This is a genomic window from Microbacterium psychrotolerans (assembly GCF_031085295.1).
Classification (GTDB): domain Bacteria; phylum Actinomycetota; class Actinomycetes; order Actinomycetales; family Microbacteriaceae; genus Microbacterium; species Microbacterium psychrotolerans.
In genome coordinates this window covers 514,262-539,030 of record NZ_JAVFWO010000001.1, presented here as the reverse complement: position 1 = coordinate 539,030, position 24,769 = coordinate 514,262, and the positions used below count along the sequence as shown (strand labels likewise).

Below are 24,769 nucleotides of genomic sequence, written 5' to 3'. Positions count from 1 at the left end.
CGTGATCTGACATCACCACCGGAGTGCGTGCGGGTCCCCGCGGCCCGCACGCACTCCGCCTCCAGCGCCCACTCTCCATCCGGATCGGAGCCCCCCGGTGACCTCGACCGCAACCCGCCCCACGGCATCGGGGCCGGACGATCGGCCCAAGCCCGAACGCGCGCCGCGCGTGCTGTCCTTCTCCCATCGCATGAGCCGCTGGGACCTGAAGGTCTCGCCCTATCTCTACATCTCGCCGTTCTTCATCCTGTTCGCGATCGTGGGACTCTTCCCGATCGTCTACACGGCGGTCATCTCTTTCCAGGAGTGGGACCTCGTCCGCAACTCCGGCACGTTCGTCGGCTTCGACCAGTACATCTGGATCCTGTCGCAGGCTGACTTCTGGATCGCCCTGCGCAACACGTTCAGCATCTTCGTGCTGTCGTCGGTGCCGCAGATCGTGCTCGCGCTGTTCATCGCGGCGATGCTCGACCGCAACATCCGGGCCAAGACCTTCTGGCGGATGAGCGTCCTGCTCCCGTACGTCATGGCCCCGGTCGCCGTCGCGCTGATCTTCAGCAACATGTTCGGCGACAACCACGGTCTGGTGAACAACATCCTCACCAGCATCGGGCTGGACCCGATCGCCTGGCACAAGGACCCGTTCTGGAGCCACATCGCCATCGCGACGATGGTCAACTTCCGCTGGACGGGCTACAACGCCCTGATCCTGCTGGCCGCGATGCAGGCCGTGCCCCGTGAGTACTACGAGGCCGCCACCGTCGACGGCGCCAACGCCTTCCGCCAGTTCTTCAGCATCACTCTCCCGTCGCTGAAGCCGACGCTCATCTTCGTGATCATCACCTCGACGATCGGCGGCCTGCAGATCTTCGACGAGCCGCGCATGTTCGACACGTTCGGCCGCGGCGGCGCCGCCAACCAGTGGCTGACGATCACGTTGTACCTCTACAACATCGGCTGGGGCGAGTTCAACTTCGGCCGCGCCGCAGCCCTGGCGTGGATCCTGTTCATCATCATCCTCGCCATCGGCCTGATCAACCTCGGCATCACCCGTCGCCTCGTGCGCGACGAGGGCGGTCGCGGCGTCATCCAGCGCCGCCGTCGCCGGAAGGGAGCCCAGCAGTGAGCGCCATCAGCACCCCGCCTCTCGCCGTCGTCGAGGAGAACCTCCCGAACGCGCGCAACAGCCGGCGCACCACCAAGATCCGCGGCGTCCGCGCCGGGTTCTGGGTGTACCTCGGCCTCGGAGTCGTCATCGTCTCGGCGATCTTCCCCTACTACTGGTCGTTCCTGATCGGCTCGGGCGACGCCACCACGATCAACGACCCGAACATGTCGTGGCTGCCGGGCGGCAATTTCATCGCCAACGCGCTGTCGGTCGTCAACGACCCGGCCGTCAACTTCTGGCTGGCGCTGTGGAACTCGATCTTCAGCTCGACCGTGATCGCGGCATCCGTCGTCATCTTCTCGACGCTCGCCGGCTGGGCGTTCGCGAAGCTGCGCTTCCCGGGCGGCAAGTGGCTGCTGGCCTTCGTGGTCGCCACGATGGCCGTGCCGATGCAGCTCGGTGTGGTGCCGCTGTACCTCCTGTTCTCGGACCTCGGCTGGACCGGCCAGATCGGCGCCATCATCATCCCCGCGCTCACCAGCGCGTTCGGGGTGTTCTGGATGACGCAGTACCTGTCGCAGACGGTGCCGGACGAGCTCATCGAGGCGGCGCGTGTGGACGGGGCGTCCATGATCCGCACGTTCTGGACGGTCGGCGTCACCGCGGCCCGGCCTGCCGCCGCGATGCTGTTCCTGTTCACCTTCGTCGGCGCGTGGAACCAGTTCTTCTGGCCGTTCATCGTGCTCGATCGGCAGAGCCCCACCCTGCCGGTCGCGCTCTCGCTGCTGCAGTCCAACTACTTCGTCGACTACTCGGTCGTGCTGGCCGGCGTGCTCCTCGCCACGATCCCGCTGCTCATCCTGTTCGCCTTCGCGGGCAAGCAGCTGGTCAGTGGAATCATGGCCGGTGCCGTCAAGGGCTAGGCCTTCCGCCTCGGCCTCAGTCATCCTGATCTCAATGCATCCAGAGAGGACCTTCCCCTCATGACGACCGCGATCCCGCGCGCCTTCCCGTCGGACTTCCTGTTCGGCGCCGCGACCGCCGCCTTCCAGATCGAAGGCGCCGCCCACGAGGACGGCCGCCGCGACTCCATCTGGGACGCCTTCTGCCGGGTGCCGGGCGCAGTCATCAACGGCGACAACGGCGACGTGGCGTGCGACCACTATCACCGCTACGGCGATGACGTCGCACTCATGAAGCATCTGGGACTGCAGACGTACCGCTTCTCGACGTCGTGGTCGCGCGTGCGACCCGACGGCGGGGCGGTCAACCCGCAGGGCATCGACTTCTACAAGAGGCTGACCGACGAGCTGCTGGAAGCCGGCATCCTGCCGTGGCTGACGCTCTACCACTGGGACCTGCCGCAGGCCCTGCAGGAGAAGGGCGGCTGGGCCAACCGCGACACCGCCGACCTGTTCACCGAGTACGCGCTGACCATGCACGACGCGCTGGGCGACCGGGTGAACGTGTGGACGACGCTCAACGAGCCGTGGTGCTCGTCGTTCCTGAGCTACACCGCCGGCCTGCACGCACCGGGTCACTACAGCGTCGAGGAGGGCGTGCTCGCCGCGCACCACCTGCTGCTCGGCCACGGGCAGGCGGTGCGCGAGCTGCGGGCACGCGACGCGTCGCTCAAGCTCGGCATCACGCTCAACCTCACGGTCGCCGAGCCCGTCGACGCGGACGACCCGGCCGACGCCGACGCCGCGCGCCGCATCGACGGCCAGTTCAACCGGTGGTTCCTCGACCCCATCTTCCGCGCCGAGTACCCGGCCGACGTCGTCGAGGACATCCGGAAGGTGGATGCCGCGGCCGTCGCCGCGTGGGAGTCCGCCGTGCATCCGGGTGACCTCGAGACGATCGCGACGCCGATCGACACGCTCGGCGTGAACTACTACCACGGCGAGTACGTGGGCGGTCATGAGCCGGTGAACCCGCCGATCGGCGGCGATGCGCCGACGGACCGCCCCGGCCGCTCGCCGTACCCGTCGCACGAGGGCATCTTCTGGCACGAGCGCGGGCTTCCCCGCACCCCCATGCAGTGGGAGGTGCAGCCCGAGGGCCTCACCACGCTGCTGCACCGGGTGTGGGACGAGTACGCGCAGCCGGCCGGCACGGTCCTCTACGTCACCGAGAACGGCGCGGCGTACGACGACGAGCTCGTCGTCGAGGGCGACGAGAAGCGGGTGCACGACGCCGACCGCGTGGAGTTCCTGCGCGGCCACCTCGGTGCGATCCTCGATGCCGCGGACGCGGGCGTCGATGTGCGGGGATACTTCTATTGGTCGCTGCTCGACAACTTCGAGTGGGCGTGGGGGTACGAGAAGCGGTTCGGCATCGTGCGGGTCGACTACGAGACGCAGGAGCGCACGCCGAAGGACAGCGCTCTCGAGTACCGCCGGATCATCGGCGCTCGCGCCCTCGACCTGGAGCCCGCGCGCGCGGCGGCCGTCACGTCGTAGCGTCCCGGAAGTAGCATCCGGGAGGAGGAAGAGGATGAGCGTCGAGGCGATGCGTTCGGCAGTCACGATCGAAGAGGTCGCCGCAGCGGCGGGGGTCTCGCGGTCCACGGTGTCGCGCGTGGTGAACGGCTCGACGGCGGTGAGCCCCGAGGCTCTGCAGTCGGTGACGCGAGCGATCGCCGAGCTCAACTACGTCCCGAACCGTGCCGCGCGCTCGCTCGCGAGCCAGAAGACCCATGCGGTCGCGCTGATCGTTCCCGAGGACACCACCCGGTTCTTCGGCGACCCCTTCTTCGCGGCCATCGTCTCGGGGATCAACTCACGCCTGAGCCGCTCGGACTACGTGCTCAACCTCTTCATCGCGAGCGACGACCCGGGCGACAAGACGACGAGCTACGTGCGCAGCGGGGCGGTCGACGGCGCGATCGTCGTCTCGCACCACACCAGCGACACCTTCATCGACCGCATCGCGAGCGTCGTCCCTGTGGTCTACGGCGGCCGCCCGGTACGCGAGCGTGAGCGCGACTACTACGTCGACGTCGACAACGTGCGCGGCGCCTACGACGCCACCGTCTACCTGATCGAGAGCGGCCGCAAGCGCATCGCGACGATCACCGGTCCGCGCGACATGCCCGCCGGCGTCGACCGCCTGCAGGGCTACCGCGACGCGCTGGCCGCGTGGGACCTCGACGAGATCGCCGTCGAGGACGGCAACTTCACCGCTGACGGCGGTGCGGATGCGATGCGCCGCGTGCTCGCCACCGGCGCCAAGCCCGACGCGGTCTTCGTCGCGAGCGACCTCATGGCCCGTGGCGTGCTGACCGTGCTCGCCGCGGAAGGCCTCCGCGTCCCCGAAGACATCGCGATCATCGGCTTCGACGACTCGCCGGTGGCGACCTCCGTCATCCCGCAGCTCACGACGGTGCGCCAGCCCTCGTTCGCCCAGGGGGAGCGCATGGCGAGCGTGCTGCTCGACCTCCTCGCGGGGCGGCATCCCCGGCACGTCACGATCCTCGAGACCGAGCTCGTCGTCCGCGATTCCGTCTGACCGGCCGGGCCTGACCGCGATTCCCGAAGGCCCGTGTCAGCCGCGGCCGGGGACGGTGGCCTGCAGCAGGTTGCGCCAGGGGTCGTCGAACGACACGGTGCGGCCGTCGTCGCGCACCTCGAGGCCGTGGTGCCGCAGGCGCTCGGCGAGTGCGCCGAGGGCGTCGGCATCGGGCAGGGCGAGGTCGACGCGCCCGAGGCCGAGCGCCGGCATCCGTGGTCCGGCCCCTCGGGAGTTCCACACGTTCATCGCCATGTGGTGGTGGTATCCGCCGGCGCTCACGAACAGCGCCTGGTCGCCCATCGCGGCGGTCTGGTCGAACCCCAGCGCGTCGACGTAGAACGCCCGGGCGCTCGCGACGTCGCCCACCGAGAGGTGCACATGACCCACGGATGCCGCGTCCTGCCCGGTCGCGCCGCTCGCCGCCCGCTCGGTGAGGTGCTCGCGCAGAAAGGTGTTGGGGTCGAGGTAGAGCGTCGCCATCTCGATGCTGCCGTGGGTCCACGACCACTCGGTGCGGGCGCGGTCCCAGTAGAGCTCGATGCCGTTGCCCTCCGGGTCGGTCAGGTAGAACGCCTGGCTGACCAGGTGATCGGCAGATCCGGTGAACGTCTGTGGAGCGTGCTGCGCGACGCTGTACAGTGCGGCGGCGAGCGCCTCCTGGGTCTCGAAGAGGATCGCCGTGTGGAAGAGTCCCGCCGCACCGGGCGTCGCGTGCCGCAGCGCCGGCTCATGCCGCAGCACGACGACGGCCCGGCCGGCTCGTCCCAGTACGACCTCGTCGCCGGCAGCGGAGAGCACCTGGAGGGTGATGACGTCGCGGTAGAACGCCGTCATCCCGTCGAGGTCGCCGACGAGAAGCGTGACGGCTCCCATCGAGGTGTCGGCGGCGAGACGGTCGGGCACCGCGGCTACTTCATGCATACGAATACACAACGCCGCGGCATCCGCTTGTCTTCCCTCAGCGGGCCTCGATGTCCTGCGGATCGCCGCCGAGCTGGCCGACGGCAGGGATCGGACCGCCGTCGTCCGCGCCCGTCTTGCGCCAGCGCGCGATCGCGTTGCCGAGGTGGTAGATCAGCAGGGCGGCCGCCGCACCGATCACGATCGCGCCGAGCTGGAAGTCGCCCCACTGCACCGTGAACCCGGCGATCGCGATGACGAGCGCGACGGCGCCGGTGTACTGGTTCACCGGGCGCGAGAAGTCCACGCGGTTGTCGACCCAGATCTTGATGCCGATGATGCCGATCAGGCCGTACAGCGCGGTCGTCACGCCGCCGAGCACCCCGGCGGGGATCGAGTTGAACACCTCGCCCACCACCGGCGACAGCGACAGCAGGATGGCGAACAGGCCGGCGACCCAGTAGGCGGCGGTCGAGTAGACGCGGGTCGCGGCCATGACGCCGATGTTCTCGCCGTACGTCGTCGTGCCCGAGCCGCCGAAGGTGCCGGCCAGCACGGTGGCGGCGCCGTCGGCGATCAGCGCGCGACCGGTGTACTGGTTGACCGACGACTCGGTCATCGTCGCGACGCCGCGCACGTGGCCGACGTTCTCGGCGATGAGCACGAGCACGACCGGGAGGAACATCGCGATGACGCTCCAGGTGCCGGGGTCGCCGAACGTCGGGAACGCGAAGGTCGGCAGGCCGACCCACTGCCCGTTCGCGACGAGCTCGTCGACCGCGCTGAAATCCACTTCGCCGCGCAGCAGCGCGACGACGTAGCCGACGATCACGCCGAGGAAGATCGAGATGCGGCCGAGGAAGCCGCGGAACAGCACGCTGAACAGGATGACCGCGACGAGCGTGATGGTCGCCGTGATCGGCGCCTGCTGGAAGTTGGTCCAGGCGACCGGCGCGAGGTTGAAGCCGATGAGCGCCACGATGGCGCCCGCGACGACCGGGGGCATGAGCTTCTCGATCCAGCCGAGGCCCGCGAACTGGACGATGAAGCCCACGGCTGCCAGCAGCACGCCGACCGCGACGATCCCCGCCAGCGCCGATCCCATGCCCTGCGATGCGGTGGCGGCGGTCACCGGCGCGATGAACGCGAACGACGAGCCGAGGTAGCTGGGGAGCCGGTTCTTCGTGATGAGCAGGAACAGCAGCGTCCCGATGCCCGAGAAGAGGAGCGTCGTGGAGACGGGGAAGCCGGTGATCGCGGGCACCAGGAACGTCGCACCGAACATCGCGATGACGTGCTGAGCGCCGATCGCGACGGTGGCGGGCCAGTTCAGGCGCTCGTCGGGCTTCACCACCTTGCCCGGTTCGACGGTCCGGCCGTTGCCGTGAAGGGTCCACGTTGGCATGTGCGCTCCTTGCGCTCGGGGGATGGTGCGAGCATCACCCTAGCGGCGGCGCCACCTCGTCCTGCGCAGGGGAGCGACCGTGCACCGGACACGCCCGTCCGGCTGCGAGTTGCCCGGGGACGAGGCATCCGAGAGGCTGGAGCCTCGCCGGGTGCGTGCCCGGGCCTTCGATGCCGATGTGACGGAGAGACGTGACGGATTCGATGCTTCCCCCGACGCCCGCCGACACGCCTGCCGCCGGCCCGGCGGCAGCGCCGGGTCTCACTGCGCAGGCCGGCACCGCCGCCCTCGAGCTGCGGGGCCTGCACAAGCGGTTCGGCGACAAGCTCGCGGTCGTCGATCTCAGCCTGAGGGTGCCGACGGGCTCGTTCTACGGACTGGTCGGCCCCAACGGCGCCGGCAAGACGACCACGCTGTCGATGGCGACCGGGCTGCTCGCGCCGGACGCCGGGCAGGCGCTCGTGCACGGCGTGGACGTGTGGCGCGATCCGGTCAGGGCCAAGGGCATGCTCGGCAACCTCGCCGACGGGGTGAAGCTCTTCGACCGGCTCACCGGCGAGCAGCTCGTCACCTACAACGGCCTGCTGTTCGGCATCCCGCACGATGAGATCGCGCGGCGCACCGCCGACCTCCTCGCGCTGATGGACATGGCGGATGCCGCCGGCACGATGGTCGTCGACTACTCGGCGGGCATGACCAAGAAGATCGCGCTCGCGTGCGCGCTCGTCCACGCCCCGCGACTGCTCGTGCTCGACGAGCCGTTCGAGTCGGTCGACCCGGTGTCAGCCGCCAACATCCAGGACATCCTCACGGGTTACGTGGCGAGCGGCGGGACGGTGATCGTCTCGAGCCACTCGATGGACCTCGTGCAGCGGATGTGCGATCACGTCGCGATCGTGGTCGCCGGTCGCCTCCTCGTCGCAGGAACGGTCGACGACGTGCGAGCCGGCCAGTCGCTGCAGGATCGCTTCGTCGAGCTCGTCGGCGGTCGCCGCCACACGGAGGGGCCGGAATGGTTGCGACGCTCCTGAGGCTGCGGTTCCGCGTCCTCGGCAACCAGCTCGCGCGGAGCCCCTGGCAGCTCGTCGGCTTCATCTTCGGCGCGGCGTACGGGGCCGCCGTCCTCGCAGGGATCGTCGCGGGGCTGGTGCTGCTCGGGTTCGGCGATCTGCAGCTCGCGAGCGGCGTCATCGTCGGCGCCGGGTCGCTCGTGACGCTGGGATGGGCCCTCGTTCCGCTCATCGCCTTCGGCGTCGACACGACCCTGGATCCCGACCGCCTCGTCGTCTTCCCAATGACGCTGTCGCGCATGATGGTCGCGCTGGCCCTCGCGGGCGTGTGCGGCATCCCCGGGATCATCACGTCCGCCGCAGCGCTCGCGACCATCGCGACGTGGGCTCACTGGCCGGCCGCGATCGTGGCCTGGGCCGTCAGCATCCCGGTCGCCGTCGTGACCGCCGTCGTCGCGTCGCGCGCCGTCGCGTCCGCCGCGGCGGGACTCGGCAGCGGCCGGCGCTTCCGCGAGGCGTCGGGCACCCTCGTCTTCATCCCGCTGATCCTCGCGGGCCCGATCATCGTCGGTGTCGCGACCGGCTTCGCGGTGAACGCCGACACGATCGCCGAGGCTGTGACGGTGCTCGGCTGGACGCCGCTCGGCGCGGCGTGGGCGGTGCCGGCGGCAGCGGCGGCGGGCGACCTCGTCGGTGCCGGCGCGAAGCTGCTCATCGCACTCGCGACGCTGGCGGCGCTCTGGCTGCTGTGGCGGGCGTCGCTCGCCCGTTCGCTCGTCCGCCCGCGGCAGACATCGGCGGCCCCGGTGCCCGTGGGGTCGATCGGCTGGTTCGGCCGCGTGCCGACCGGCGCGGCCGGAGCGATCTTCGCGCGCTCCCTCACCTACTGGGTGCGCGATCCCCGGTACCTCCGCCAGCTCGTCGGCGCGCCTCTCGTCCCCGTGCTGCTGTGGTTCTACGCCCGCGACGGCGACCCGCTGGTGGCGCTGTCGTTCTCGGGACCCATCATCGCGATCGTGATCGGCATCGTGGTGTGGGCCGACATCTCGTACGACGGCACGGCGTTCGGAACCGAGTTCATCACGGGGGCGACCGGACGCGCCGACCGGCTCGGCCGCACGCTGGGCGCCGCGGCGGTCGCACTGCCCCTCGTAGTGCTCGCCGTGGTGCTGCCGATCGCCTTCTCGGGCGAATGGGAGCAGTTCCCCGGCATCCTCGGCATGTCGGTCGGCGTCCTCTTCACCTGCTACGGCGTGTGCGCGGTGACGTCGGCGCAGCTCGTCGTCCCCGTCGCGGCCGCGGGCGACAACCCCTTCAAGCGCGTGCCGGGCACCACGTTCCTGCAGGGGATGGCGTTCTTCGGCATCTGGCTGGTGGCGCTGGTGCTCTCGGCACCCGCCGTGATCGTCGGGACGATCGGCTTCTTCACCCAGAACGTGACGCTGAGCCTGATCGCGTGCGCGCTGGGGATCGTGGTCGGATCAGGCCTCCTCGTCGGTGGGATCCTCCTCGGCGGCTCCCTCCTCGACCGCACCGCGCCCGCCCTGCTCGCGCGGCTGAAGGCGATGAAAAACGCGTGACGCCGTCCGTCGGGCGACGTGACTTCGGGGCGGATGCCGCGCCGCCGGGGCGGGTCGGTGCGTGCGAGCCGGTGCCTTGCGACGGATGCCGAGCCCGCGCCGAGTCGACGCGGGCGCGCCGATGACGAGGGGACGGATGCCGCGCCGCGGCGTCAGGCGGCGGTGAGGCGCTCGAGCAGTTCGCGGTAGCGCGCGGTGGTGCGCGCGACGATGTCGGCGGGAAGCGCCGGCGGCTCGCCCTCGCGGGGCGCGGGCCAGTTCGCGGCCAGCCAATTGCGCACGATCTGCTTGTCGAAGCTCGCCATGCGCTCCTCCGGTGTGGTGCCCGACGCCCAGGCCGCGGCATCCCAGTACCGTGACGAGTCGCTGGTGAGCACCTCGTCGGCGAGGGTCATCACGCCGTTCTCGTCGAGCCCGAACTCGAACTTGGTGTCGGCGAGGATCACACCGTGCGCCTCTGCCGTCGCCGCAGCGCGGGAGTAGATCTCGAGCGACAGGTCGCGCAGCTCGGCCGCGCGCTCGGCGCCGACGAGCTCGATCGTGCGCTCGAACGAGATGTTCTCGTCGTGCTCGCCCATCGGCGCCTTGAACGCCGGGGTGTAGATGGGCGCAGGCAGGCGGTCGCCGTTCGACAGCCCGTCGGGCAGCTCGATGCCGCACACGGTGCCGCTCTCGCGATACTCCGCCCAGCCCGAGCCGGTGAGGTAGCCGCGCACGACGCACTCGATCGGCTGCATGTCGAGGCTCTTCACGACCATCGCACGCCCGGTGACGGCATCCGGGATCAGGCTCTTGAGGTCGTCGGCGGTGTTGGCCTCACCGTCGGCGCCGCGCGTGAGGGTGTGCGACGCAGCGAGGTGGTTCGGGATGCCGCGCCCGCCGTCGGCGCCGGCGAGCTGGTCGAACCACCACAGGCTGAGGGTGGTGAGCAGTTCCCCCTTGCCTGGGATGCCGGGCGACAGCACGTGGTCGAACGCGCTGACGCGGTCGCTGGCCACGACCAGCAGGCGCTCGGGCTGCGCCGCGTCCGGAGTGTCCTCCGGCATGTAGAGGTCGCGGACCTTGCCGGAGTAGGCGTGGCGCCAGCCGGGGAGCTCGGTCGTGGGAGTGGGGGAAGCCGTCACCCGTCCATTATCCCGGTCGGTCCCGCGGATCTCCGGCCGGCGTCGTGAACGCAGGCAAGAGGGTCAGCGGGTGATCGTGTCGACGTGCGCGAACGCCTCGCCGACGAGCGGAGCCCAGCGCTCCGCGGCATCCGTCCCCACCGTCGCCCACTCGCGCATGGGCCGACCACGCATGACCGCGGGCCGCGCCTCGTTCGCCTCCGCCAGCTCGCCGACCCGGCTCTCGGGCAGCTTGACCATCAGCTCGCCCGCGAACGTCACGAAGGCGAACACCTTGCCGCGGACGTTCAAGCCCTCTGAACCGAACATCGCGCCGAGCTGGACGTCGGGGCGCGCTGTCCACTCCGCCACGATCGGGTCGAAGATCGCGTAGGCCTCGGGGAACTTCTCACGTCGCGCGGCGGCCTTGTCTGCCATGCCCTCACCGTACGACCCGCCCCCGACACCGCACCAGGGAAGCGGCATCCGCGTGGTGCTCCTCTTCTCCTCACGCGGATGCGAGTGCGCTCGATGAGGCGTATAGTCCATGTGGACTAATCGACATGGAGGAATCATCGTGACGAATGCCGTCGCCCGGCTGACCCCGCTCGGAGTGGCCGTGCTGGCGCTCCTCAGCGAGGGCGACATGCACCCGTACGAGATGATCCGGCTCATGCACCTCCGCCGCGACGACCGCCTGGTCACCATCACGAACGGCACGGTCTACCACACGGTCGGCCGCCTCGAGCGGGCGGGACTGATCGCCGAGGTCGGCGTCGACCGCGACGGCAATCGTCCCGAGCGCACCACCTATACGCAGACGGATGCCGGAGCCGCCGCGGTCCTCGAATGGGTGCGGCGCGAGCTGCCACGCGTCGACCGGCCGGCCGAGTTCCGCGTGGCGCTCGCCGAGGTCCACGGCCTCGAGCGCGACGAGGCGATCACGCTGTTGGGTGATCGCCGTACGGCGCTCGCGGAGGCTCTCGAGTCCCTCACCGCCGGCCACCGGCACGCGCTCGACAAGGGCGTGCCGGAGCAGTACCTCCTCGAGATCTCGCGCGAACTGGCGCTCCTGCGGGCGGAACTCGCCTGGATGGACGAAACCATCCCGCGGATCGCGAATCCCGATTTCGCCTGGGGCCCCGACGCAACCCCGTCGGAACGCTATCTCGCCCAACGAAAGGCAGCACGCCAGTGACCACCCCGAACACCCCCGACGCCACCCGCACGACGGGTGCGGCCCCCGCACCCGGATCGGCGGCTCACCCGCCGACCGGCGCGTACGCCGCCGGACACAAGCCGCGCAGCCCGTGGCCCGCCCTCTGGGCGCTCGTCATCGGGTTCTTCATGATCCTCGTCGACACCACGATCGTGTCGGTCGCGAACCCGGCCATCAAGGCGGCGCTCGACCCCGACACCAACAACCTCGACAACGTCGTGTGGGTCACCTCCGCGTACCTGCTCGCCTACGCGGTGCCGCTGCTCATCACGGGGCGCCTCGGCGACCGGTTCGGCCCGAAGAACATCTACCTCATCGGCCTCTCGGTCTTCACGCTCGCGTCACTGTGGTGCGGGCTCTCGGGGACGCTCGAGATGCTCATCATCGCCCGCGCGGTGCAGGGGCTCGGTGCCGCGCTCATGACCCCGCAGACGATGGCCGTCATCACCCGCACCTTCCCGCCGAACCGGCGCGGCGCCGCGATGGGCCTGTGGGGTGCGACCGCGGGAGTCGCGACCCTCGTCGGGCCGCTCGCCGGCGGCCTGCTGGTCGACGGGCTCGGGTGGGAGTGGATCTTCTTCATCAACATCCCGGTCGGGATCATCGCGTTCGTGCTCGCCTGGATCCTCGTGCCCAAGCTCGAGACGCACCCGCACCGCTTCGACATCGTCGGCGTCGTGCTGAGCGCGGTGGGCCTGTTCCTCATCGTGTTCGGCCTGCAGGAGGGCGAGAAGTACGACTGGGCGCCGTGGGTGTGGGCGATGATCGCCGGCGGTGTCGCGGTCATGGCGCTCTTCATCTGGACGCAGTCACGCACGAAGAGCGAACCGCTCGTGCCGCTGCCCCTCTTCCGCGAGCGCAACTTCTCGGTCTCGAACCTCGCCATCTCGCTGGTGGGGTTCACGGTGACGAGCATGTCGCTCCCGCTGATGTTCTTCATCCAGCTCGCCCGCGGTCTCACGCCCACCGAGTCGGCCCTGCTGCTCATCCCGATGGCGGTGCTGTCGGGCGTGCTGGCGCCGTTCGCCGGTCGTCTGCTCGACCGGACCGATCCGCGATTCCTGCTGGTCCCCGGGCTGCTCCTCGTCGCCGGGTCGCTCTTCTGGTACTCGTCGCTGATGAACACCGACACCCCCATCTGGATGTTCCTGCTGCCGTCGGCGCTCATGGGCATCGGCAACGCCGGCATGTGGGGTCCGCTCGCCACGACGGCGACGCGCAACCTGCCGCCCCGACAGGCCGGAGCCGGCGCAGGCATCTACAACACGACGCGCACGGTCGGCTCGGTGATCGGCTCCGCCTCCATCGCGGCGTTCATGCAGGCTCGGCTCGAGGCGAACCTGCCGGGAGCGTCCGAGGCCACCGGCGGCTTCGGCGGAGGAACCCTGCCGCCCTTCGTCGTCGACGGCTTCTCGCAGGCGATGGCGCAGGCGATCCTGCTCCCCGCCGCGGTCATGCTGGTCGGCGTGGTGGTCGTGATGTTCCTGCGCCGCCCCCGGACCACTTCCACCGAGAACTGGCAGGCCGCGCACGCCGCAGACGCGGCCGAGTAGCAGTCGACGTCTCGCGGAGCGGCCGTGATCGCTGCTCCGTGAGACGCGGCATCCGCGCTCAGTCCGGGTCGGACGGATCGATCGGCGCGTGGTGATCGAAGCCCGATGTGCCGCGCTTCCAATAACCGCTGAGCGCAACCTGCTCGGCCGGCAGCGCGAGCGTGCGGCGCAGGTGGCGGCGGAGGGGAATGAGAGCGGATGCCTCACCCGCCGCGAACACGAAGGTCGAGGCGTCCACGCCCACCGCATCGATCGCCGCGACCAGTGCCTCGGGGTCGCCGGCGGCGAGGCGGTGCACGGTCACGTCGTCGCGCCCGGAGGTCTCGGCGATGTACGGGCCCACCCACGACCCGTCGTCCGCGGTGACGGCGACGAGATCGACGGACGTGGCGGCGGGCACCTCCGCCGCCCACCGCGTGGCCGAGGGCAGCGCCGTCTCGTCGCACACGAGCACCAGGCGCGCCGCGCCCTGCGGTGCGCCCCGCGAACCGCGCGGGCCGACGATCACGAGCTCGTCACCGGCCCCCGCCTCGCCGGCCCAGCGGGACGCGGGGCCCGGCGAGGGGTGCAGGTAGAAGTCCAGGTCCACCGTCACCTCGTCGCCCGCTGCGGTGACGCGGAGCGGAGTGAAGTCGCGCGCGTGCATGGGCGCGTCCGGCCGCACGATGCCGTCCTCGCCCGGGCCTGCGGCCGTCGGCGCGATCAGCTCGCCGGTCTCGGGATCCGGGAAGAACACCCGCACATGGTCGGCGGGTCCGCCGCTGGCGAAGTCGGCGAACTCTGGACCGGTCACGCGCACCCGCAGCAGCACCGGTGCGACCTGCTCGACCGAGACGACCCGGGCGCGGCGAGCTGTGAAGCGGTTGCGGCCGCCGGCGCGGAAGAACGGGGAGGCCGGCGCGGCGCCGGGCGCGCTCGCCGCCCCAGGCGTCGGTATCGGGGCATCCGTCATGTCTGTCTCCTCACGCTCGCGGGCGAGTTCCGCCGTCCCAGCCAACCACGTGCCGGACGCGATCGGCGCGGATCGCGACGCCGGGAGACGCGTCACGGCGCCTTTGCGCGGTTGCGCCGCCTTTGTCAACCCATTGGTGAGCGCACGGTGGTGGGCCAGGATCAGAGCATGACCGGACTCGCAGTGATCCTGCTCATCGTCGGAATCGTCCTGCTGCTGCTGGGCGTGTTCATCGAGGCGGCGAAGTTCCTGCTGTGGATCGGCCTCGTGATCATCATCATCGCGGTGATCGCCTGGCTGATGCGCTTCATCCGCCGCCAGACCTGACCCTGCCTGTGAACTCGCCCAAGTACTGCCGCAGCGCATGACATCGGCGTAGCCTGAACAAAAGGGACGTCCCGGACCCCGACATCCACGCATCGCGCACGTGCGCGAGCGAAGGAGCGGGGACGAGGAAATGACCGACCAGACCTCCGGGGGCGTTCGCGCCACCGTCGCCCGAAATCGTCCGGGCAACGACTTCACCGACCTCGCGAAGATCGTCGGCTCGAGCGGCCTCATGCGCCGCCGATACGGGTACTACTGGACCAAGCTCGTCGGAGCGGTCGTCGTGCTCGGTGCGGCCCTGGCCGCCTTCGTCATGATCGGCGACACCTGGTGGCAGCTGTTCATGGCTGCGGGGCTGGCGATCCTGTTCACGCAGATCGCCATGCTCGGGCATGATGCCGCGCATCGGCAGATCTTCGTCTCTGGCCGGTGGAACGACTGGACGTCGATGGTGCTCGGCAACCTGCTGGTCGGGATGAGCTACGGCTGGTGGCAGCACAAGCACACCCGCCACCATGCCAATCCCAACAAGATCGGCTCAGACCCCGACATCGAGCTGCCGGTCGTGTCGTTCACCCCCGATCAGGTGGAGCAGCGCGCAAAGCAGTACGGCCCCATGCTGGCGTGGGTCATGGCGCACCAGGGGATGTTCTTCTTCCCGATCCTCCTGCTGGAGGGGCTGTCGCTGCACGCGTCGAGCGTGCGCAGGGTGGTGTCCCGAGAGCCGCTGCGTCGGCGCAGCGTCGAGATCGTCTTCCTCACCGTGCGGATCGGCGGGTACCTCGCGCTGGTGTTCCTCGTGCTCTCACCGGGGATCGCGGCCGCCTTCCTCGCCGTGCAGCTCGGACTGTTCGGCGTCTACATGGGCATGTCGTTCGCCCCCAACCACAAGGGGATGCCGCTGGTCCCGGCCGAGGTGAAGGTCGACTTCCTGCGCCGGCAGGTGCTGATGAGCCGGAACGTCCGCGGGAGCAGGTTCCTCGACGTCGTGATGGGCGGGCTGAACTACCAGATCGAGCATCACCTGTTCCCGTCGATGCCGCGCCCGCACCTGAGGAAGGCGTCCCGGACGATCAGGGACTACTGCGCCGCCCACGACGTGCGTTACACCGAGACGGGCCTATGGGAGTCCTACCGGATCGTCACGCGCTACATCAATCGCGTCGGGCTCGGCGAGCGCGACCCGTTCGAATGCCCCCTGCTGCAGCAACGGCAGGCGGTCTGACCGGCCCCGGGCGGGTGAGCTCGGGCGTCAGCCGCGACCCGCTGTGGAGTCGGATCGCGGACGACGGGTCGGCTTCACGGGGCCGGGACTGCTCGCGCCTGCGGAGACGGCCGCCCTGCCGATCCGGATCGGATCGCTGACCCGGGTCCGGGGTCTCGTCTGGCGTCAGAGCCCTTCGGCGACCCGGGCTGCGATGTCGGTGCGGTGCTGGCCGCCGTCGAGCCGGATCTCGCCGAGCGCGCGGTAGACGCGCTCGCGGGCTTCAGCGAAAGTCGTTCCGACACCCACGACGTTGAGCACGCGGCCGCCGGTGGCGACGAGTCCGCCGTCGGTCTCGGCGGTGGCCGCGTGAGCGAGGTGGACTCCCGCCACCGCTTCCGCCTCACGCAGGCCCGACAAGGCCCGGCCGGTCACCGGCGCGGCGGGGTAGCCCTCACTCGCGAGCACCACGGTCACGGCGACATCGTTGGCGAACGCGGGCAGCGGAAGGTCCTCCAGATGCCCGGATGCCGCGGCCAGCAGCAGCTCCGACAGCGGGTCCACGAGCCGGGGCAGCACGACCTGCGTCTCGGGGTCGCCGAAGCGGGCGTTGAACTCGATGACCTTCACCCCGTCGTCGGTCAGGATGAGGCCGGCGTAGAGCAGGCCGATGAACGGCGTGCCCTCGGCATCCAGCTGACGGATGACGGGCTCGGCGACGTCGCGCGTGACGAGCTCGACGAACTCGCGCTCGCTGCCGAATCGGCCGTCGAGCCACGGCAGCGGCGAGTACGCGCCCATGCCCCCGGTGTTGGGGCCTTCGTCGCCGTCGAGCAGGCGCTTGTAGTCCTGGGCGGGGCTGAGCGGCAGCACGTGGTCGCCGTCGCTGAGGAAGAAGAGCGAGACCTCGGGGCCGGCCAGGAACTCCTCGATGAGGACAGGACCGGACGGCAGGTACTCGTCGGCATGCGCCAGGGCCGCTGCCCGGTCGGATGTGACGATGACGCCCTTGCCTGCGGCGAGCCCGTCGGCCTTGACGACGTGCGGGGCGCCGAGCTCGTCGAACGCCGCCTCGACCTCGGCGCGGCTCGCTGCCCGCTTCGCGCGCCCGGTCGGCACACCCGCGGCGTCCATGACGCGCTTGGCGAACGCCTTCGACCCCTCCAGCTGCGCGGCCGCCCTGCCGGGCCCGAAGACCGGGATGCCATGCTCGCGCACCGCATCGGCGACGCCCGCGACCAGCGGCGCCTCGGGGCCGATCACGACGAGGTCGATGTTGTTCTCGTTGGCGAAGACGGTGACGGCCGCGGGATCGTTCACGTCGAGGGCGACGAGCTGCGCGTCCTGCCCGATGCCGGCGTTGCCGGGAGCCGCGAAGATCTCGTGCTCGGTCTCCTCCGACCGCAGCGCCAGGATGATGGCGTGCTCCCGCGCGCCCGAGCCGAGAACCAGGATCTTCACGCGCTCCAGCCTACCGACGCGTCCCGCCGGGTTTCGGGCGCTCGGCGTACGGTGGAGGCGTGGCCCGCAAGATCTCGACCGACGAAGGCCGCGCCGCCCTGAGCGCGGTCGCGGCGGCGGACGCGGCATCCGTCCCGCCCGCCCGCACCGACAACGCGACCGCCGTGCGCTACCTGCTGCAGCTGCTCGCCGAGAAGGCGCCGGGCAACTCGGTCGAGGTGCGGGTGCCGCCGTTCGGCGCGGTCCAGGTGATCGAGGGGCCGCGCCATACGCGTGGCACACCGCCGAACGTCGTCGAGACCGACCCCGCCACCTGGATCGCCCTCGCCACGGGCGCCGAGCGGTGGACGGATGCCGCAACCGCCGGCCGCATCAGCGCCTCGGGCACGCGCGCCGACATCTCGGACCTGCTGCCCGTGCGTCCTTGAGCGAGCACGTCCCGTTCGACGAGGTCAGTCGGCACCGGTGGCGGGGAGACGGCATGCCCCGTCGTCCTCCACGAGCGCTCAGCACCCGATCGGCTGCGTGCCGGCTTTCTCGCCCCCGGCGCGAACCGGGGCGCCGAGTGGGACAATGTACGCATGCCCGAGCACAGCCAGGACCACATCGAGACCGTGCGCGTACGTCGTGCGCCGAAGATCTCGGTGTTCCTCGTCCTCGGCGCAGCGCTCGGCGTACTGGTCGCGATGATCCTCACCTTCGCCTTCAACGGCACGGCCGAGGCCAGCCCCAACACCGGCGTCGAGTACACGCAGGGTCAGGTGTTCGGGTTCCTCGTGCTGATCTGCGCTCCCATCGGACTCGCGCTGGGCGGCATCGTGGCGCTGATCTTCGACCGCCGCTCGCGCCGTCACACCCACGAGGTCGCCGTCGGCCACTCGTCGGTGCACGTCGACCCGGAGCCCGGCACCAACGGCCACGGCTCCGCGCACTGACGCCGCGCGCTACGCCAGCTCGGCGATGATCGGGTGGATGGCGGTGTCGAAGGCTGCGACATCCCCCCGCAGCCCGTCCGTGACCGCCACGGTGAGGGATCCGATCCACCACACGCCGCGCTGACTCAGCGGCAGCACCTGCACGTTCAGCTCGAACGAATGCGCACGACGCCCGACCTGCCGTTCGTGCTCGGCGATCGCGCCCGCATACGCGCGGTACGCCGTGCCCGTGCTGTGCGAAGCCTCCTTGCGGTACCGCTCGTGCGCCGCGCGTGCGAACGCCAGCGCCTCGGCGGCGTGCGGAATGAAGGCGGCGCGCAGCTCGTCGCAGCCTTCGATCGGCAGCGCGAGCACCGTGTCGAATCCGTCCACCAGGTCCAGCGGGACTGCCGACGGATGCGCCTGCGGCTCGACGGTCATCGCCCAGTACTGTCGCCACTGCCGTTCGAGCGTCGCCTGAGCCTCTTCCGACCGGTCGTTCGCCCGCGGCGGGATCCCACGCAGATGCGGCAGCTCCTCGGGAGAGCGGATGCCGAGCACCTGCCGCAGATAGAGCGCAAGAAGCACCGGCTGACCGGCGTCTTCGCGGATCAGCCACTCCGGTGCACCGGCGCCGCCCATGACGTCCATTCTAGGTCCGGGCTTCGCGCTCGGACCCGTGCGCGCCGCATCCCGATCCCCGGATTCCGGGCGTCCGTCCGCGGGTCCGCAGCATCACGACTCGCGGGGACGGCCCTGCGCCACGCTGCCTCCCCGTCGGAGCGCGCCGCAGTAGGCGGCGGCGGCTCGCGGCATCCGTTCCCCCTTCGGCCCACGGCGTTCACCCACGTGCACGTCACGAGCGGAGGAGATGTGAGGACGGAAGGACGATCTGGCCGGAATCCGTCCTCCGCTCATCCCAACTCCTCCGCCCGTGACGCGGGTGGGAGGAGAGCGGCGCGCGGGTGGATGCCGGAACCCGGTCGGCTCCTCCCCAGCCATGTGGCCCGACGACGCCTCCACAGGCAGCGTTCCCGAGGCGTCGGCGGGGACTGGCCGGCCTCACGATGAGTGGATGGTTCACGGCGGGGCAGAGGTCCGAGCACGCGCGCTTGTTGCGGCGGTGACGGATGCCGGCGGCATCGCGCGCCGTGCGACGATCGTGAAGCGTGGGCACTCGCAGCGGACGATCGATGCGGCCGTGGTCGCGGGACTGCTCCGAGTGGTCCGCCGAGTCTGGATCGCCGTGCCGACGGCCGACCCGTACCTGGTGGCGGCGGCGCGAGCCGGGGTCGTGATCTCGTGCGTGACCCGCGCACGTCGCCTCGGGCTGTGGGTCGAGGCAGACGCGGTGGCGACTCACGTCGCCGCTCACCCGCACGCGGGGCGCATCACGGTGGCGAGGGACACGCGCGTCCACCGAGCTGTGCCGCTGATGGCCCGCGACCCCGCGGCGCTCGAGGATTCGATCGAGAACGCGCTCGCGATCCTGTGCGCATGCCAGCCCTTCGAGGCGGCACTCGCAAGCGTCGAGTCGGCGCTCAACAAGTCGCTGGTGAGCAAGCCGGCACTCCTCCGTCTGCCCTTCGCACCCGCGGTGCGGCAGATCATCGAGGCGGCGAGCCCCTACTCCGACTCCGGACTCGAGACGTATGTCGTGCCGCGTCTCGCGTGGATGAAGCTGCGGATCGTGCCGCAGGCGTGGATCGCCGGGCATCGGGTCGACTTCCTGATCGGCACGCGACTCGTGCTGCAGATCGACGGTGGGCACCACGTGGGAAAGCAGCGTGCGCGTGACAACGCCCACGACGCGACGCTCCGCCACATGGGCTACCACGTGATCCGCGTCGGCTACATACAGGTCGTCGAGGACTGGCCAGGCGTGCAGGCGCTGATCATGCAGGCCGTCGCCCAGGGGCTCCACCTCACGGAGAAGCGGTCGCAGAGGGCCGGGGTGCGACGAGCGGAGGAGATGTGACGGGGGGAGGAGGAACGCGGACGGAATCCTCCTCCGGTCCTCACATCTCCTCCGTTCATCGAGGATCCCGGTGCTGGGCGGATGCCGGTGCGGCGGATGCCGGTGCGGAGGCGGTGCGGGTGCAGGGCGATGCGGATACGGACGCGGCCACGGCCACGGCCCAGGGCGCGGGGTCGTTGCCGCGGGCAGGCGGGCGATGCATGGACGGCGGACGGATGCGGCAAGGAGGCGTCGAGCGGGGTCGCGGGGGATCCCGCGGCGTCGTCACCCGGCGTCCGCTCAGCCGCGCCGCCGGTAGGCTGGTGACCGTGGCCTCATCCGAACGCGATGCCCCCTCCCGTCCCGCACAGCCCGTGAACCCGTACACGGCTGCCGGCGTCGACACGGCGGCCGGCGACCTCGCCGTCGAGCTGATGAAGTCCGCGGTGCGTCGCACCCACGGCCCCGAGGTTCTCGGGGGAGTCGGCGGGTTCGCCGGACTCTTCGATGCGACCGCCTTCAAGGCGTACGACAAGCCCCTGCTGGCCACCAGCACCGACGGCGTCGGGACGAAGGTCGCGATCGCCCAGGCCATCGACAAGCACGACACGATCGGCCAGGACCTCGTCGGCATGGTCGTCGACGACATCGTCGTGGTGGGCGCGAAGCCGCTGTTCATGACCGACTACATCGCGTGCGGCAAGGTCTTCCCGGAACGCATCGCCGACATCGTCCGCGGCATCGCCGCCGGCTGCTCGGCGACCGGCACCGCCCTCGTCGGCGGCGAGACCGCCGAGCACCCCGGCCTGCTCGGACCCGCCGACTACGACGTGGCGGGCGCCGCGACCGGCGTCGTCGAGGCCTCGCGCGTGCTGGGCGCCGAGAGGGTGCGCGAGGGCGACGTCGTGCTCGCGCTCGCGAGCTCGGGTCTGCACTCCAACGGCTACTCGCTCGTGCGGCACATCGTCGCCGGCTCCGGCATCCAGTACGGCGACAACGCCGCCGAGTTCGGCACGACGTGGGGCGAGGCACTGCTCGAACCCACACGGCTGTACACGCTGCCACTGCTGCGCCTCATCACCGAGACCGGCGACGCGGTGCACTCCCTCAGTCACGTCACCGGCGGCGGCATCGCCGCCAACCTCGCACGCGTGCTGCCGCAGGGCACCTGGGTCGAGGTCGACCGCTCGACCTGGTCCCCCTCGCCGGTGTTCCGCGTGCTCGCCGATCTCGGACGCCTCGAGCTCGAGGCCACCGAAGGCACCTGGAACCTGGGCGTCGGGTTCCTCGCGGTCGTGTCCGCCGACAAGGCGGCGGCAGCGGCATCCGCTCTCTCCGGCGAGGGCATCGCGACCTGGCAGGTGGGCGTCGTGCAGAGCGGCGTGCGCGCCGATGGCCACTGGGAGCAGGGCGCCAAGGGCGTCGACGGCGGCGCCGTGCGCCTCGTCGGCGCGTACGCAGACCACTCGGCTCACTGAGCCGGCAGAACGACACAACGGAGCAAGCGACACCCATGTGCGGAATCGTCGGAGTGGTGGGCCGTGGGTCTGCCAACCAGGAGATCTACGACGCCCTTCTGCTCCTGCAGCACCGGGGACAGGATTCCACCGGCATCGCGACCGCCGAGCGCAGCGGGGTCGTGCACCAGCACAAGACCCGCGGCCAGGTGCGCGAGTCGTTCCGCACCCGCGACATGCGGGCGCTGCTCGGCGAGATCGGCCTCGGCCACGTGCGCTACGCCACCAAGGGCACGGCGTCCAACGAGGAAGAGGCGCAGCCCTTCTACGTGAACGCGCCCTACGGCATCGTGCTCGTGCACAACGGCAACCTCACCAACACGCGTGAGCTCACCGAGGAGCTGTTCCACAAGGACCGCCGCCACCTCAACACGTCGTCCGACACCGAGCTGCTCGTCAACGTGCTGGCGAACGAGCTGCAGGCGTCGATCTCGGGCCTCGAGCTCGACCCGACGCAGGTGTTCCAGGCCGTGAGTCGCGTGCATGAGCGCGTCGAGGGCTCGTACGCGGCCATCGCCCTGATCGCGGGCTACGGCCTGCTCGCGTTCCGCGACCCGTTCGGCATCCGTCCGCTCATCCTCGGCACGCGCAAGCACGCCGACGGCCACTACGAGTGGGTCGTCACGAGCGAGTCGCTGGTGCTCGAGAACGGCGAGTTCGAGATCGTGCGCGACGTCGATCCGGGCGAAGCCGTCTTCATCGACCTCGAGGGCAACCTGCACACGCAGCAGTGCGCCGCCGACCCCCAGCTCGTGCCGTGCTCGTTCGAGTACGTGTACCTCGCGCGTCCCGACTCGGTCATGAACGGCATCTCGGTGTACGAGGCGCGCCTGCGCATGGGCGACCGGCTCGCCGACACGATCGCGAAGTACACCCCGCGCGAGGCGATCGACGTGGTCATGCCCATCCCCGACTCGTCCCGCCCCGCGGCCATGCAGGTGGCGCGCAAGCTCGGCGTCGAGTACCGCGAGGGCTTCTACAAGAACCGCTACGTCGGCCGGACCTTCATCATGCCGGGCCAGGCGGTGCGCAAGAAGAGCGTGCGTCAGAAGCTCAACGCCATGTCGAGCGAGTTCAAGGGCAAGAACGTGCTCCTCATCGACGACTCGATCGTGCGCGGAACGACGTCGAAGGAGATCATCCAGATGGCTCGGGATGCCGGGGCCAAGAGCGTCACGTTCGCCTCGGCGGCGCCGCCCGTGCGCTACCCGCACGTGTACGGCATCAACATGCCCTCGCGGCACGAGCTCGTCGCGCACGGCCGCACGATCCCGGAGATCGCCGAGGAGCTCGGCGCCGACTTCGTCGTCTACCAGGAGGTCGAGGACCTCAAGGCGGCGATCCTCGAGGGCTCGGACGTCGAGGACCTCGACATGAGCTGCTTCGACGGGCGCTACATCACCGGCACCGTCACCGACGAGTACCTCGCCTGGGTCGAGGGTTCGCAGGAGAGCTGACGCTGCACCGCGCACGCTGATCGCCGGCGTGCGTGGCGGCGTCAGCGCGCGAGGAGGGCCTGCACCTGACGGCGGATGTCGTCCACGATCTCGTCGACCGTGAGGGCGATGTTCACGGTCGCCGCCATGCTCACGAACATGACGGCGGAGATCACGTGCGCGAGCGTGGCCGCGTCTTCCGGGCCGGTGCGCTGGTCGCGCTGCAGAACGGACGCGACCGCCTCTTCGGTCTGCACCGTGAGGGCGAGGGCTTCGCGGTGGTGGGGCTCTTCGGGGTCGCCGAAGACGATCTCGCGCAGGTAGGTGCGTCCGTTGTCGATCTGCACGCGGTTGCATTTCACGACCGGCCGGATGATCGCGACCACCGCCTCGAGCGGATCCGCGACGCCCTCGGCGGCGGCTCGCCCGTCGGCCAGTGCGTCGACGTAACTGGAGTTCTGCACGAGCAGCAGCAGCTCGCCCTTGTTCTTGGCGTACAGGAACAGCGTCCCGGTGCCGATGTCGGCCTTGTCGGCGATCTGCTGGGTCGTGACGTCGTCGACGCCGTGCTCGGTGAACAGCTCGCGGGCGGCGGCGGTGATCCGCTGGAGCTTGTCCTGCTTGTTGCGCTCGCGTCGACCGACCGGCTGAGTGTCGATGGCCACGTGATCCTCCGGGAATAGATTCTGACTGACTTCAGTTCTGATTTTAGTCAGAAATGTGTGGGCTCGGATGCGCCTCGGTTCATTGTCCCACGGACGATCCGCGCCACCCCGGTGTCGATCTCGCTCGGCAGAGAAGGAATGTGAACATGCCCTCACTCAACGGAGCCGTCGTGCTCGTGACAGGCGCCAACGGCGGCCTCGGGACCCACTTCGTCCATGACGCCCTCGCTCGCGGCGCAAGCAAGGTGTACGCCACCGCCCGCAATCCGAGGTCGTGGGACGACGACCGCGTCGTGCCGCTCGCCCTCGACGTCACCGACGCGGATTCCATCCAGGCGGTCGCGCAGGCGGCCGGCGATGTCACCGTGCTGATCAACAACGCCGGCGCGCTCCCGGCGACGGCGAGCCTGCTGACCGCCACCGCCGCCGACATCCGCGCGACGATGGAGACGAACTTCTTCGGACCCGTCTTCGTCGCCCGCGCGTTCGCACCCGTCCTCGCCGCAGGACAGGGATCCGTCCTCGTTGACGTGCACTCCGTCGCCAGCTGGTACGCCATGGGCGGGGTCTACAGTGCCTCCAAGGCCGCACTCTGGTCGGCCACCAACTCGCTGCGCGTCGAGCTCGCCGCGGCGGACGTGCACGTGATCGGCGTGCACATGGGCTACGTCGACACCGGCATGGCGGCACACGTCGACGGGCCGAAGATGCTCCCGGAGGAGCTCGTCGCCCAGGTCTACGACGGTGTGGAGGCGGGAGCATACGAGATCGTCGCCGACGGTATCTCCGCGCACGCGAAGGCGGCATTGAGCGGGCCCGTCGAGGCGCTCTATCCGGAGCTGCAGGCCCCCAAGGCCGGAACCCGCTGATGACCGACATCCGGGCCTCCGCGATCGGCGGAAGCCGGATGCCGAGCTGATCGTCGTCGCATCGAGCACGCGAAAT

General features: G+C 70.3%; 24 protein-coding genes. 16 read left to right on the top strand and 8 right to left on the bottom strand.

Annotation, left to right across the window (positions count from 1 at the left end; all coding sequences use genetic code 11):
- The first annotated feature begins 97 nt into the window (after positions 1-97).
- From Q9R08_RS02245 to Q9R08_RS02230, 4 genes are read left to right on the top strand one after another with little or no spacing between them, the layout of a single operon-like run.
- Positions 98-1,126 (top strand): carbohydrate ABC transporter permease, encoded by a 1,029-nt coding sequence (locus Q9R08_RS02245; protein WP_308866188.1) that lies wholly within the window; start codon positions 98-100, stop codon positions 1,124-1,126.
- Positions 1,123-2,031, top strand: a complete 909-nt coding sequence (locus tag Q9R08_RS02240) for a carbohydrate ABC transporter permease (protein WP_308866187.1) — start codon at positions 1,123-1,125, stop codon at positions 2,029-2,031. The genes Q9R08_RS02245 and Q9R08_RS02240 overlap by 4 nt, the downstream gene beginning before the upstream one ends.
- A gap of 60 nt (positions 2,032-2,091) precedes the next feature.
- Positions 2,092-3,570, top strand: coding sequence for a glycoside hydrolase family 1 protein (locus Q9R08_RS02235; protein ID WP_308866186.1), 1,479 nt, complete (start codon positions 2,092-2,094; stop codon positions 3,568-3,570).
- 34 nt (positions 3,571-3,604) lie between these two features.
- A complete protein-coding gene (locus tag Q9R08_RS02230; protein ID WP_308866185.1) occupies positions 3,605-4,618 on the top strand; it encodes a LacI family DNA-binding transcriptional regulator in 1,014 nt (337 codons plus the stop codon).
- Between the two features lie 36 nt (positions 4,619-4,654).
- On the opposite strand, the gene Q9R08_RS02225 is transcribed toward Q9R08_RS02230, so the two are convergent.
- Together Q9R08_RS02225 and Q9R08_RS02220 are read right to left on the bottom strand one after the other, a co-directional pair.
- The gene (locus Q9R08_RS02225) at positions 4,655-5,542 is read right to left on the bottom strand and encodes a VOC family protein (protein ID WP_308866184.1); all 888 of its coding nucleotides are present in this window, start codon (positions 5,540-5,542) and stop codon (positions 4,655-4,657) included.
- Between the two features lie 37 nt (positions 5,543-5,579).
- A complete protein-coding gene (locus tag Q9R08_RS02220; protein WP_308866183.1) occupies positions 5,580-6,926 on the bottom strand; it encodes a uracil-xanthine permease family protein in 1,347 nt (448 codons plus the stop codon).
- 203 nt (positions 6,927-7,129) lie between these two features.
- Here Q9R08_RS02220 and Q9R08_RS02215 point away from each other — a divergent pair, with 203 nt between their 5' ends.
- On the top strand, positions 7,130-7,957 hold the full coding sequence (locus Q9R08_RS02215; protein ID WP_418001310.1) for an ABC transporter ATP-binding protein: 828 nt from the start codon (positions 7,130-7,132) through the stop codon (positions 7,955-7,957).
- Positions 7,939-9,516, top strand: coding sequence for a hypothetical protein (locus tag Q9R08_RS02210; RefSeq protein WP_308866181.1), 1,578 nt, complete (start codon positions 7,939-7,941; stop codon positions 9,514-9,516). The genes Q9R08_RS02215 and Q9R08_RS02210 overlap by 19 nt, the downstream gene beginning before the upstream one ends.
- A 152-nt stretch (positions 9,517-9,668) precedes the next feature.
- On the opposite strand, the gene Q9R08_RS02205 is transcribed toward Q9R08_RS02210, so the two are convergent.
- Positions 9,669-10,640 (bottom strand): phosphoribosylaminoimidazolesuccinocarboxamide synthase, encoded by a 972-nt coding sequence (locus tag Q9R08_RS02205; protein WP_308866180.1) that lies wholly within the window; start codon positions 10,638-10,640, stop codon positions 9,669-9,671.
- Positions 10,641-10,703: 63 nt separating this feature from the next.
- Complete coding sequence (locus tag Q9R08_RS02200) at positions 10,704-11,057, bottom strand: TfoX/Sxy family protein (RefSeq protein WP_308866179.1); 354 nt, start codon at positions 11,055-11,057, stop codon at positions 10,704-10,706.
- A gap of 139 nt (positions 11,058-11,196) precedes the next feature.
- Between Q9R08_RS02200 and Q9R08_RS02195 the strand changes: the two genes are divergently transcribed.
- Both Q9R08_RS02195 and Q9R08_RS02190 read left to right on the top strand, forming a co-directional pair.
- Positions 11,197-11,817 carry a PadR family transcriptional regulator gene (locus Q9R08_RS02195; protein ID WP_308866178.1) on the top strand — a complete coding sequence of 207 codons (621 nt, stop codon included), beginning with the start codon at positions 11,197-11,199 and terminating at the stop codon, positions 11,815-11,817.
- Positions 11,814-13,391, top strand: coding sequence for a DHA2 family efflux MFS transporter permease subunit (locus tag Q9R08_RS02190; protein ID WP_308866177.1), 1,578 nt, complete (start codon positions 11,814-11,816; stop codon positions 13,389-13,391). The genes Q9R08_RS02195 and Q9R08_RS02190 overlap by 4 nt, the downstream gene beginning before the upstream one ends.
- 58 nt (positions 13,392-13,449) lie before the next feature.
- Here Q9R08_RS02190 and Q9R08_RS02185 read toward each other — a convergent pair whose 3' ends face one another.
- Positions 13,450-14,343, bottom strand: a complete 894-nt coding sequence (locus tag Q9R08_RS02185) for a siderophore-interacting protein (protein WP_308866176.1) — start codon at positions 14,341-14,343, stop codon at positions 13,450-13,452.
- A 168-nt stretch (positions 14,344-14,511) separates the two neighbouring features.
- Here Q9R08_RS02185 and Q9R08_RS02180 point away from each other — a divergent pair, with 168 nt between their 5' ends.
- Both Q9R08_RS02180 and Q9R08_RS02175 read left to right on the top strand, forming a co-directional pair.
- A complete protein-coding gene (locus Q9R08_RS02180; protein ID WP_308866175.1) occupies positions 14,512-14,670 on the top strand; it encodes a hypothetical protein in 159 nt (52 codons plus the stop codon).
- 130 nt (positions 14,671-14,800) lie between these two features.
- Complete coding sequence (locus tag Q9R08_RS02175) at positions 14,801-15,895, top strand: fatty acid desaturase family protein (protein ID WP_308866174.1); 1,095 nt, start codon at positions 14,801-14,803, stop codon at positions 15,893-15,895.
- A gap of 165 nt (positions 15,896-16,060) precedes the next feature.
- Here the strand turns inward: Q9R08_RS02175 and purD are convergent, their stop codons facing one another.
- Positions 16,061-17,335: a phosphoribosylamine--glycine ligase gene (gene purD / locus Q9R08_RS02170; RefSeq protein ID WP_308866173.1), complete on the bottom strand. Its 1,275-nt coding sequence runs from the start codon at positions 17,333-17,335 to the stop codon at positions 16,061-16,063.
- Between the two features lie 59 nt (positions 17,336-17,394).
- On the opposite strand from purD, the gene Q9R08_RS02165 reads away from it, so the two are divergent.
- The gene (locus Q9R08_RS02165; protein WP_308866172.1) at positions 17,395-17,763 is read left to right on the top strand and encodes a sterol carrier family protein; all 369 of its coding nucleotides are present in this window, start codon (positions 17,395-17,397) and stop codon (positions 17,761-17,763) included.
- Positions 17,764-17,916: 153 nt separating this feature from the next.
- Complete coding sequence (locus tag Q9R08_RS02160; RefSeq protein WP_308866171.1) at positions 17,917-18,270, top strand: potassium transporter Trk; 354 nt, start codon at positions 17,917-17,919, stop codon at positions 18,268-18,270.
- 9 nt (positions 18,271-18,279) lie between these two features.
- Here the strand turns inward: Q9R08_RS02160 and Q9R08_RS02155 are convergent, their stop codons facing one another.
- A complete protein-coding gene (locus tag Q9R08_RS02155) occupies positions 18,280-18,891 on the bottom strand; it encodes a zinc-binding alcohol dehydrogenase (protein ID WP_308866170.1) in 612 nt (203 codons plus the stop codon).
- Positions 18,892-19,324: 433 nt separating this feature from the next.
- Here Q9R08_RS02155 and Q9R08_RS02150 point away from each other — a divergent pair, with 433 nt between their 5' ends.
- From Q9R08_RS02150 to purF, 3 genes are all read left to right on the top strand, one after another.
- A complete protein-coding gene (locus tag Q9R08_RS02150; RefSeq protein ID WP_308866169.1) occupies positions 19,325-20,227 on the top strand; it encodes an endonuclease domain-containing protein in 903 nt (300 codons plus the stop codon).
- 308 nt (positions 20,228-20,535) lie between these two features.
- A complete protein-coding gene (gene purM, locus Q9R08_RS02145) occupies positions 20,536-21,684 on the top strand; it encodes a phosphoribosylformylglycinamidine cyclo-ligase (protein WP_308866168.1) in 1,149 nt (382 codons plus the stop codon).
- Between the two features lie 35 nt (positions 21,685-21,719).
- A complete protein-coding gene (gene purF / locus Q9R08_RS02140) occupies positions 21,720-23,180 on the top strand; it encodes an amidophosphoribosyltransferase (RefSeq protein ID WP_308866167.1) in 1,461 nt (486 codons plus the stop codon).
- A gap of 41 nt (positions 23,181-23,221) precedes the next feature.
- Here the strand turns inward: purF and Q9R08_RS02135 are convergent, their stop codons facing one another.
- Entirely contained in the window at positions 23,222-23,824 is a 603-nt protein-coding gene (locus Q9R08_RS02135; RefSeq protein WP_308866166.1) for a TetR/AcrR family transcriptional regulator, read from the bottom strand.
- Positions 23,825-23,970: 146 nt separating this feature from the next.
- On the opposite strand from Q9R08_RS02135, the gene Q9R08_RS02130 reads away from it, so the two are divergent.
- Positions 23,971-24,693 (top strand): SDR family oxidoreductase, encoded by a 723-nt coding sequence (locus tag Q9R08_RS02130; protein ID WP_308866165.1) that lies wholly within the window; start codon positions 23,971-23,973, stop codon positions 24,691-24,693.
- Positions 24,694-24,769 lie beyond the last annotated feature (76 nt).

Excerpts from the sequence above, each read along its gene's own strand:
- Q9R08_RS02235 (WP_308866186.1), top strand. The coding sequence starts at position 2,092 with ATGACGACCGCGATCCCGCGCGCCTTCCCGTCGGACTTCCTGTTCGGC.
- Q9R08_RS02230 (WP_308866185.1), top strand. The coding sequence starts at position 3,605 with ATGAGCGTCGAGGCGATGCGTTCGGCAGTCACGATCGAAGAGGTCGCC.
- Q9R08_RS02225 (WP_308866184.1), bottom strand. The coding sequence starts at position 5,542 with ATGCATGAAGTAGCCGCGGTGCCCGACCGTCTCGCCGCCGACACCTCG.
- Q9R08_RS02220 (WP_308866183.1), bottom strand. The coding sequence starts at position 6,926 with ATGCCAACGTGGACCCTTCACGGCAACGGCCGGACCGTCGAACCGGGC.
- Q9R08_RS02215 (WP_418001310.1), top strand. The coding sequence starts at position 7,130 with ATGCTTCCCCCGACGCCCGCCGACACGCCTGCCGCCGGCCCGGCGGCA.
- Q9R08_RS02210 (WP_308866181.1), top strand. The coding sequence starts at position 7,939 with ATGGTTGCGACGCTCCTGAGGCTGCGGTTCCGCGTCCTCGGCAACCAG.
- Q9R08_RS02200 (WP_308866179.1), bottom strand. The coding sequence starts at position 11,057 with ATGGCAGACAAGGCCGCCGCGCGACGTGAGAAGTTCCCCGAGGCCTAC.
- Q9R08_RS02185 (WP_308866176.1), bottom strand. The coding sequence starts at position 14,343 with ATGACGGATGCCCCGATACCGACGCCTGGGGCGGCGAGCGCGCCCGGC.
- Q9R08_RS02180 (WP_308866175.1), top strand. The coding sequence starts at position 14,512 with ATGACCGGACTCGCAGTGATCCTGCTCATCGTCGGAATCGTCCTGCTG.
- Q9R08_RS02175 (WP_308866174.1), top strand. The coding sequence starts at position 14,801 with ATGACCGACCAGACCTCCGGGGGCGTTCGCGCCACCGTCGCCCGAAAT.
- Q9R08_RS02160 (WP_308866171.1), top strand. The coding sequence starts at position 17,917 with ATGCCCGAGCACAGCCAGGACCACATCGAGACCGTGCGCGTACGTCGT.
- Q9R08_RS02155 (WP_308866170.1), bottom strand. The coding sequence starts at position 18,891 with ATGGGCGGCGCCGGTGCACCGGAGTGGCTGATCCGCGAAGACGCCGGT.
- Q9R08_RS02150 (WP_308866169.1), top strand. The coding sequence starts at position 19,325 with ATGGTTCACGGCGGGGCAGAGGTCCGAGCACGCGCGCTTGTTGCGGCG.
- purF (WP_308866167.1), top strand. The coding sequence starts at position 21,720 with ATGTGCGGAATCGTCGGAGTGGTGGGCCGTGGGTCTGCCAACCAGGAG.
- Q9R08_RS02130 (WP_308866165.1), top strand. The coding sequence starts at position 23,971 with ATGCCCTCACTCAACGGAGCCGTCGTGCTCGTGACAGGCGCCAACGGC.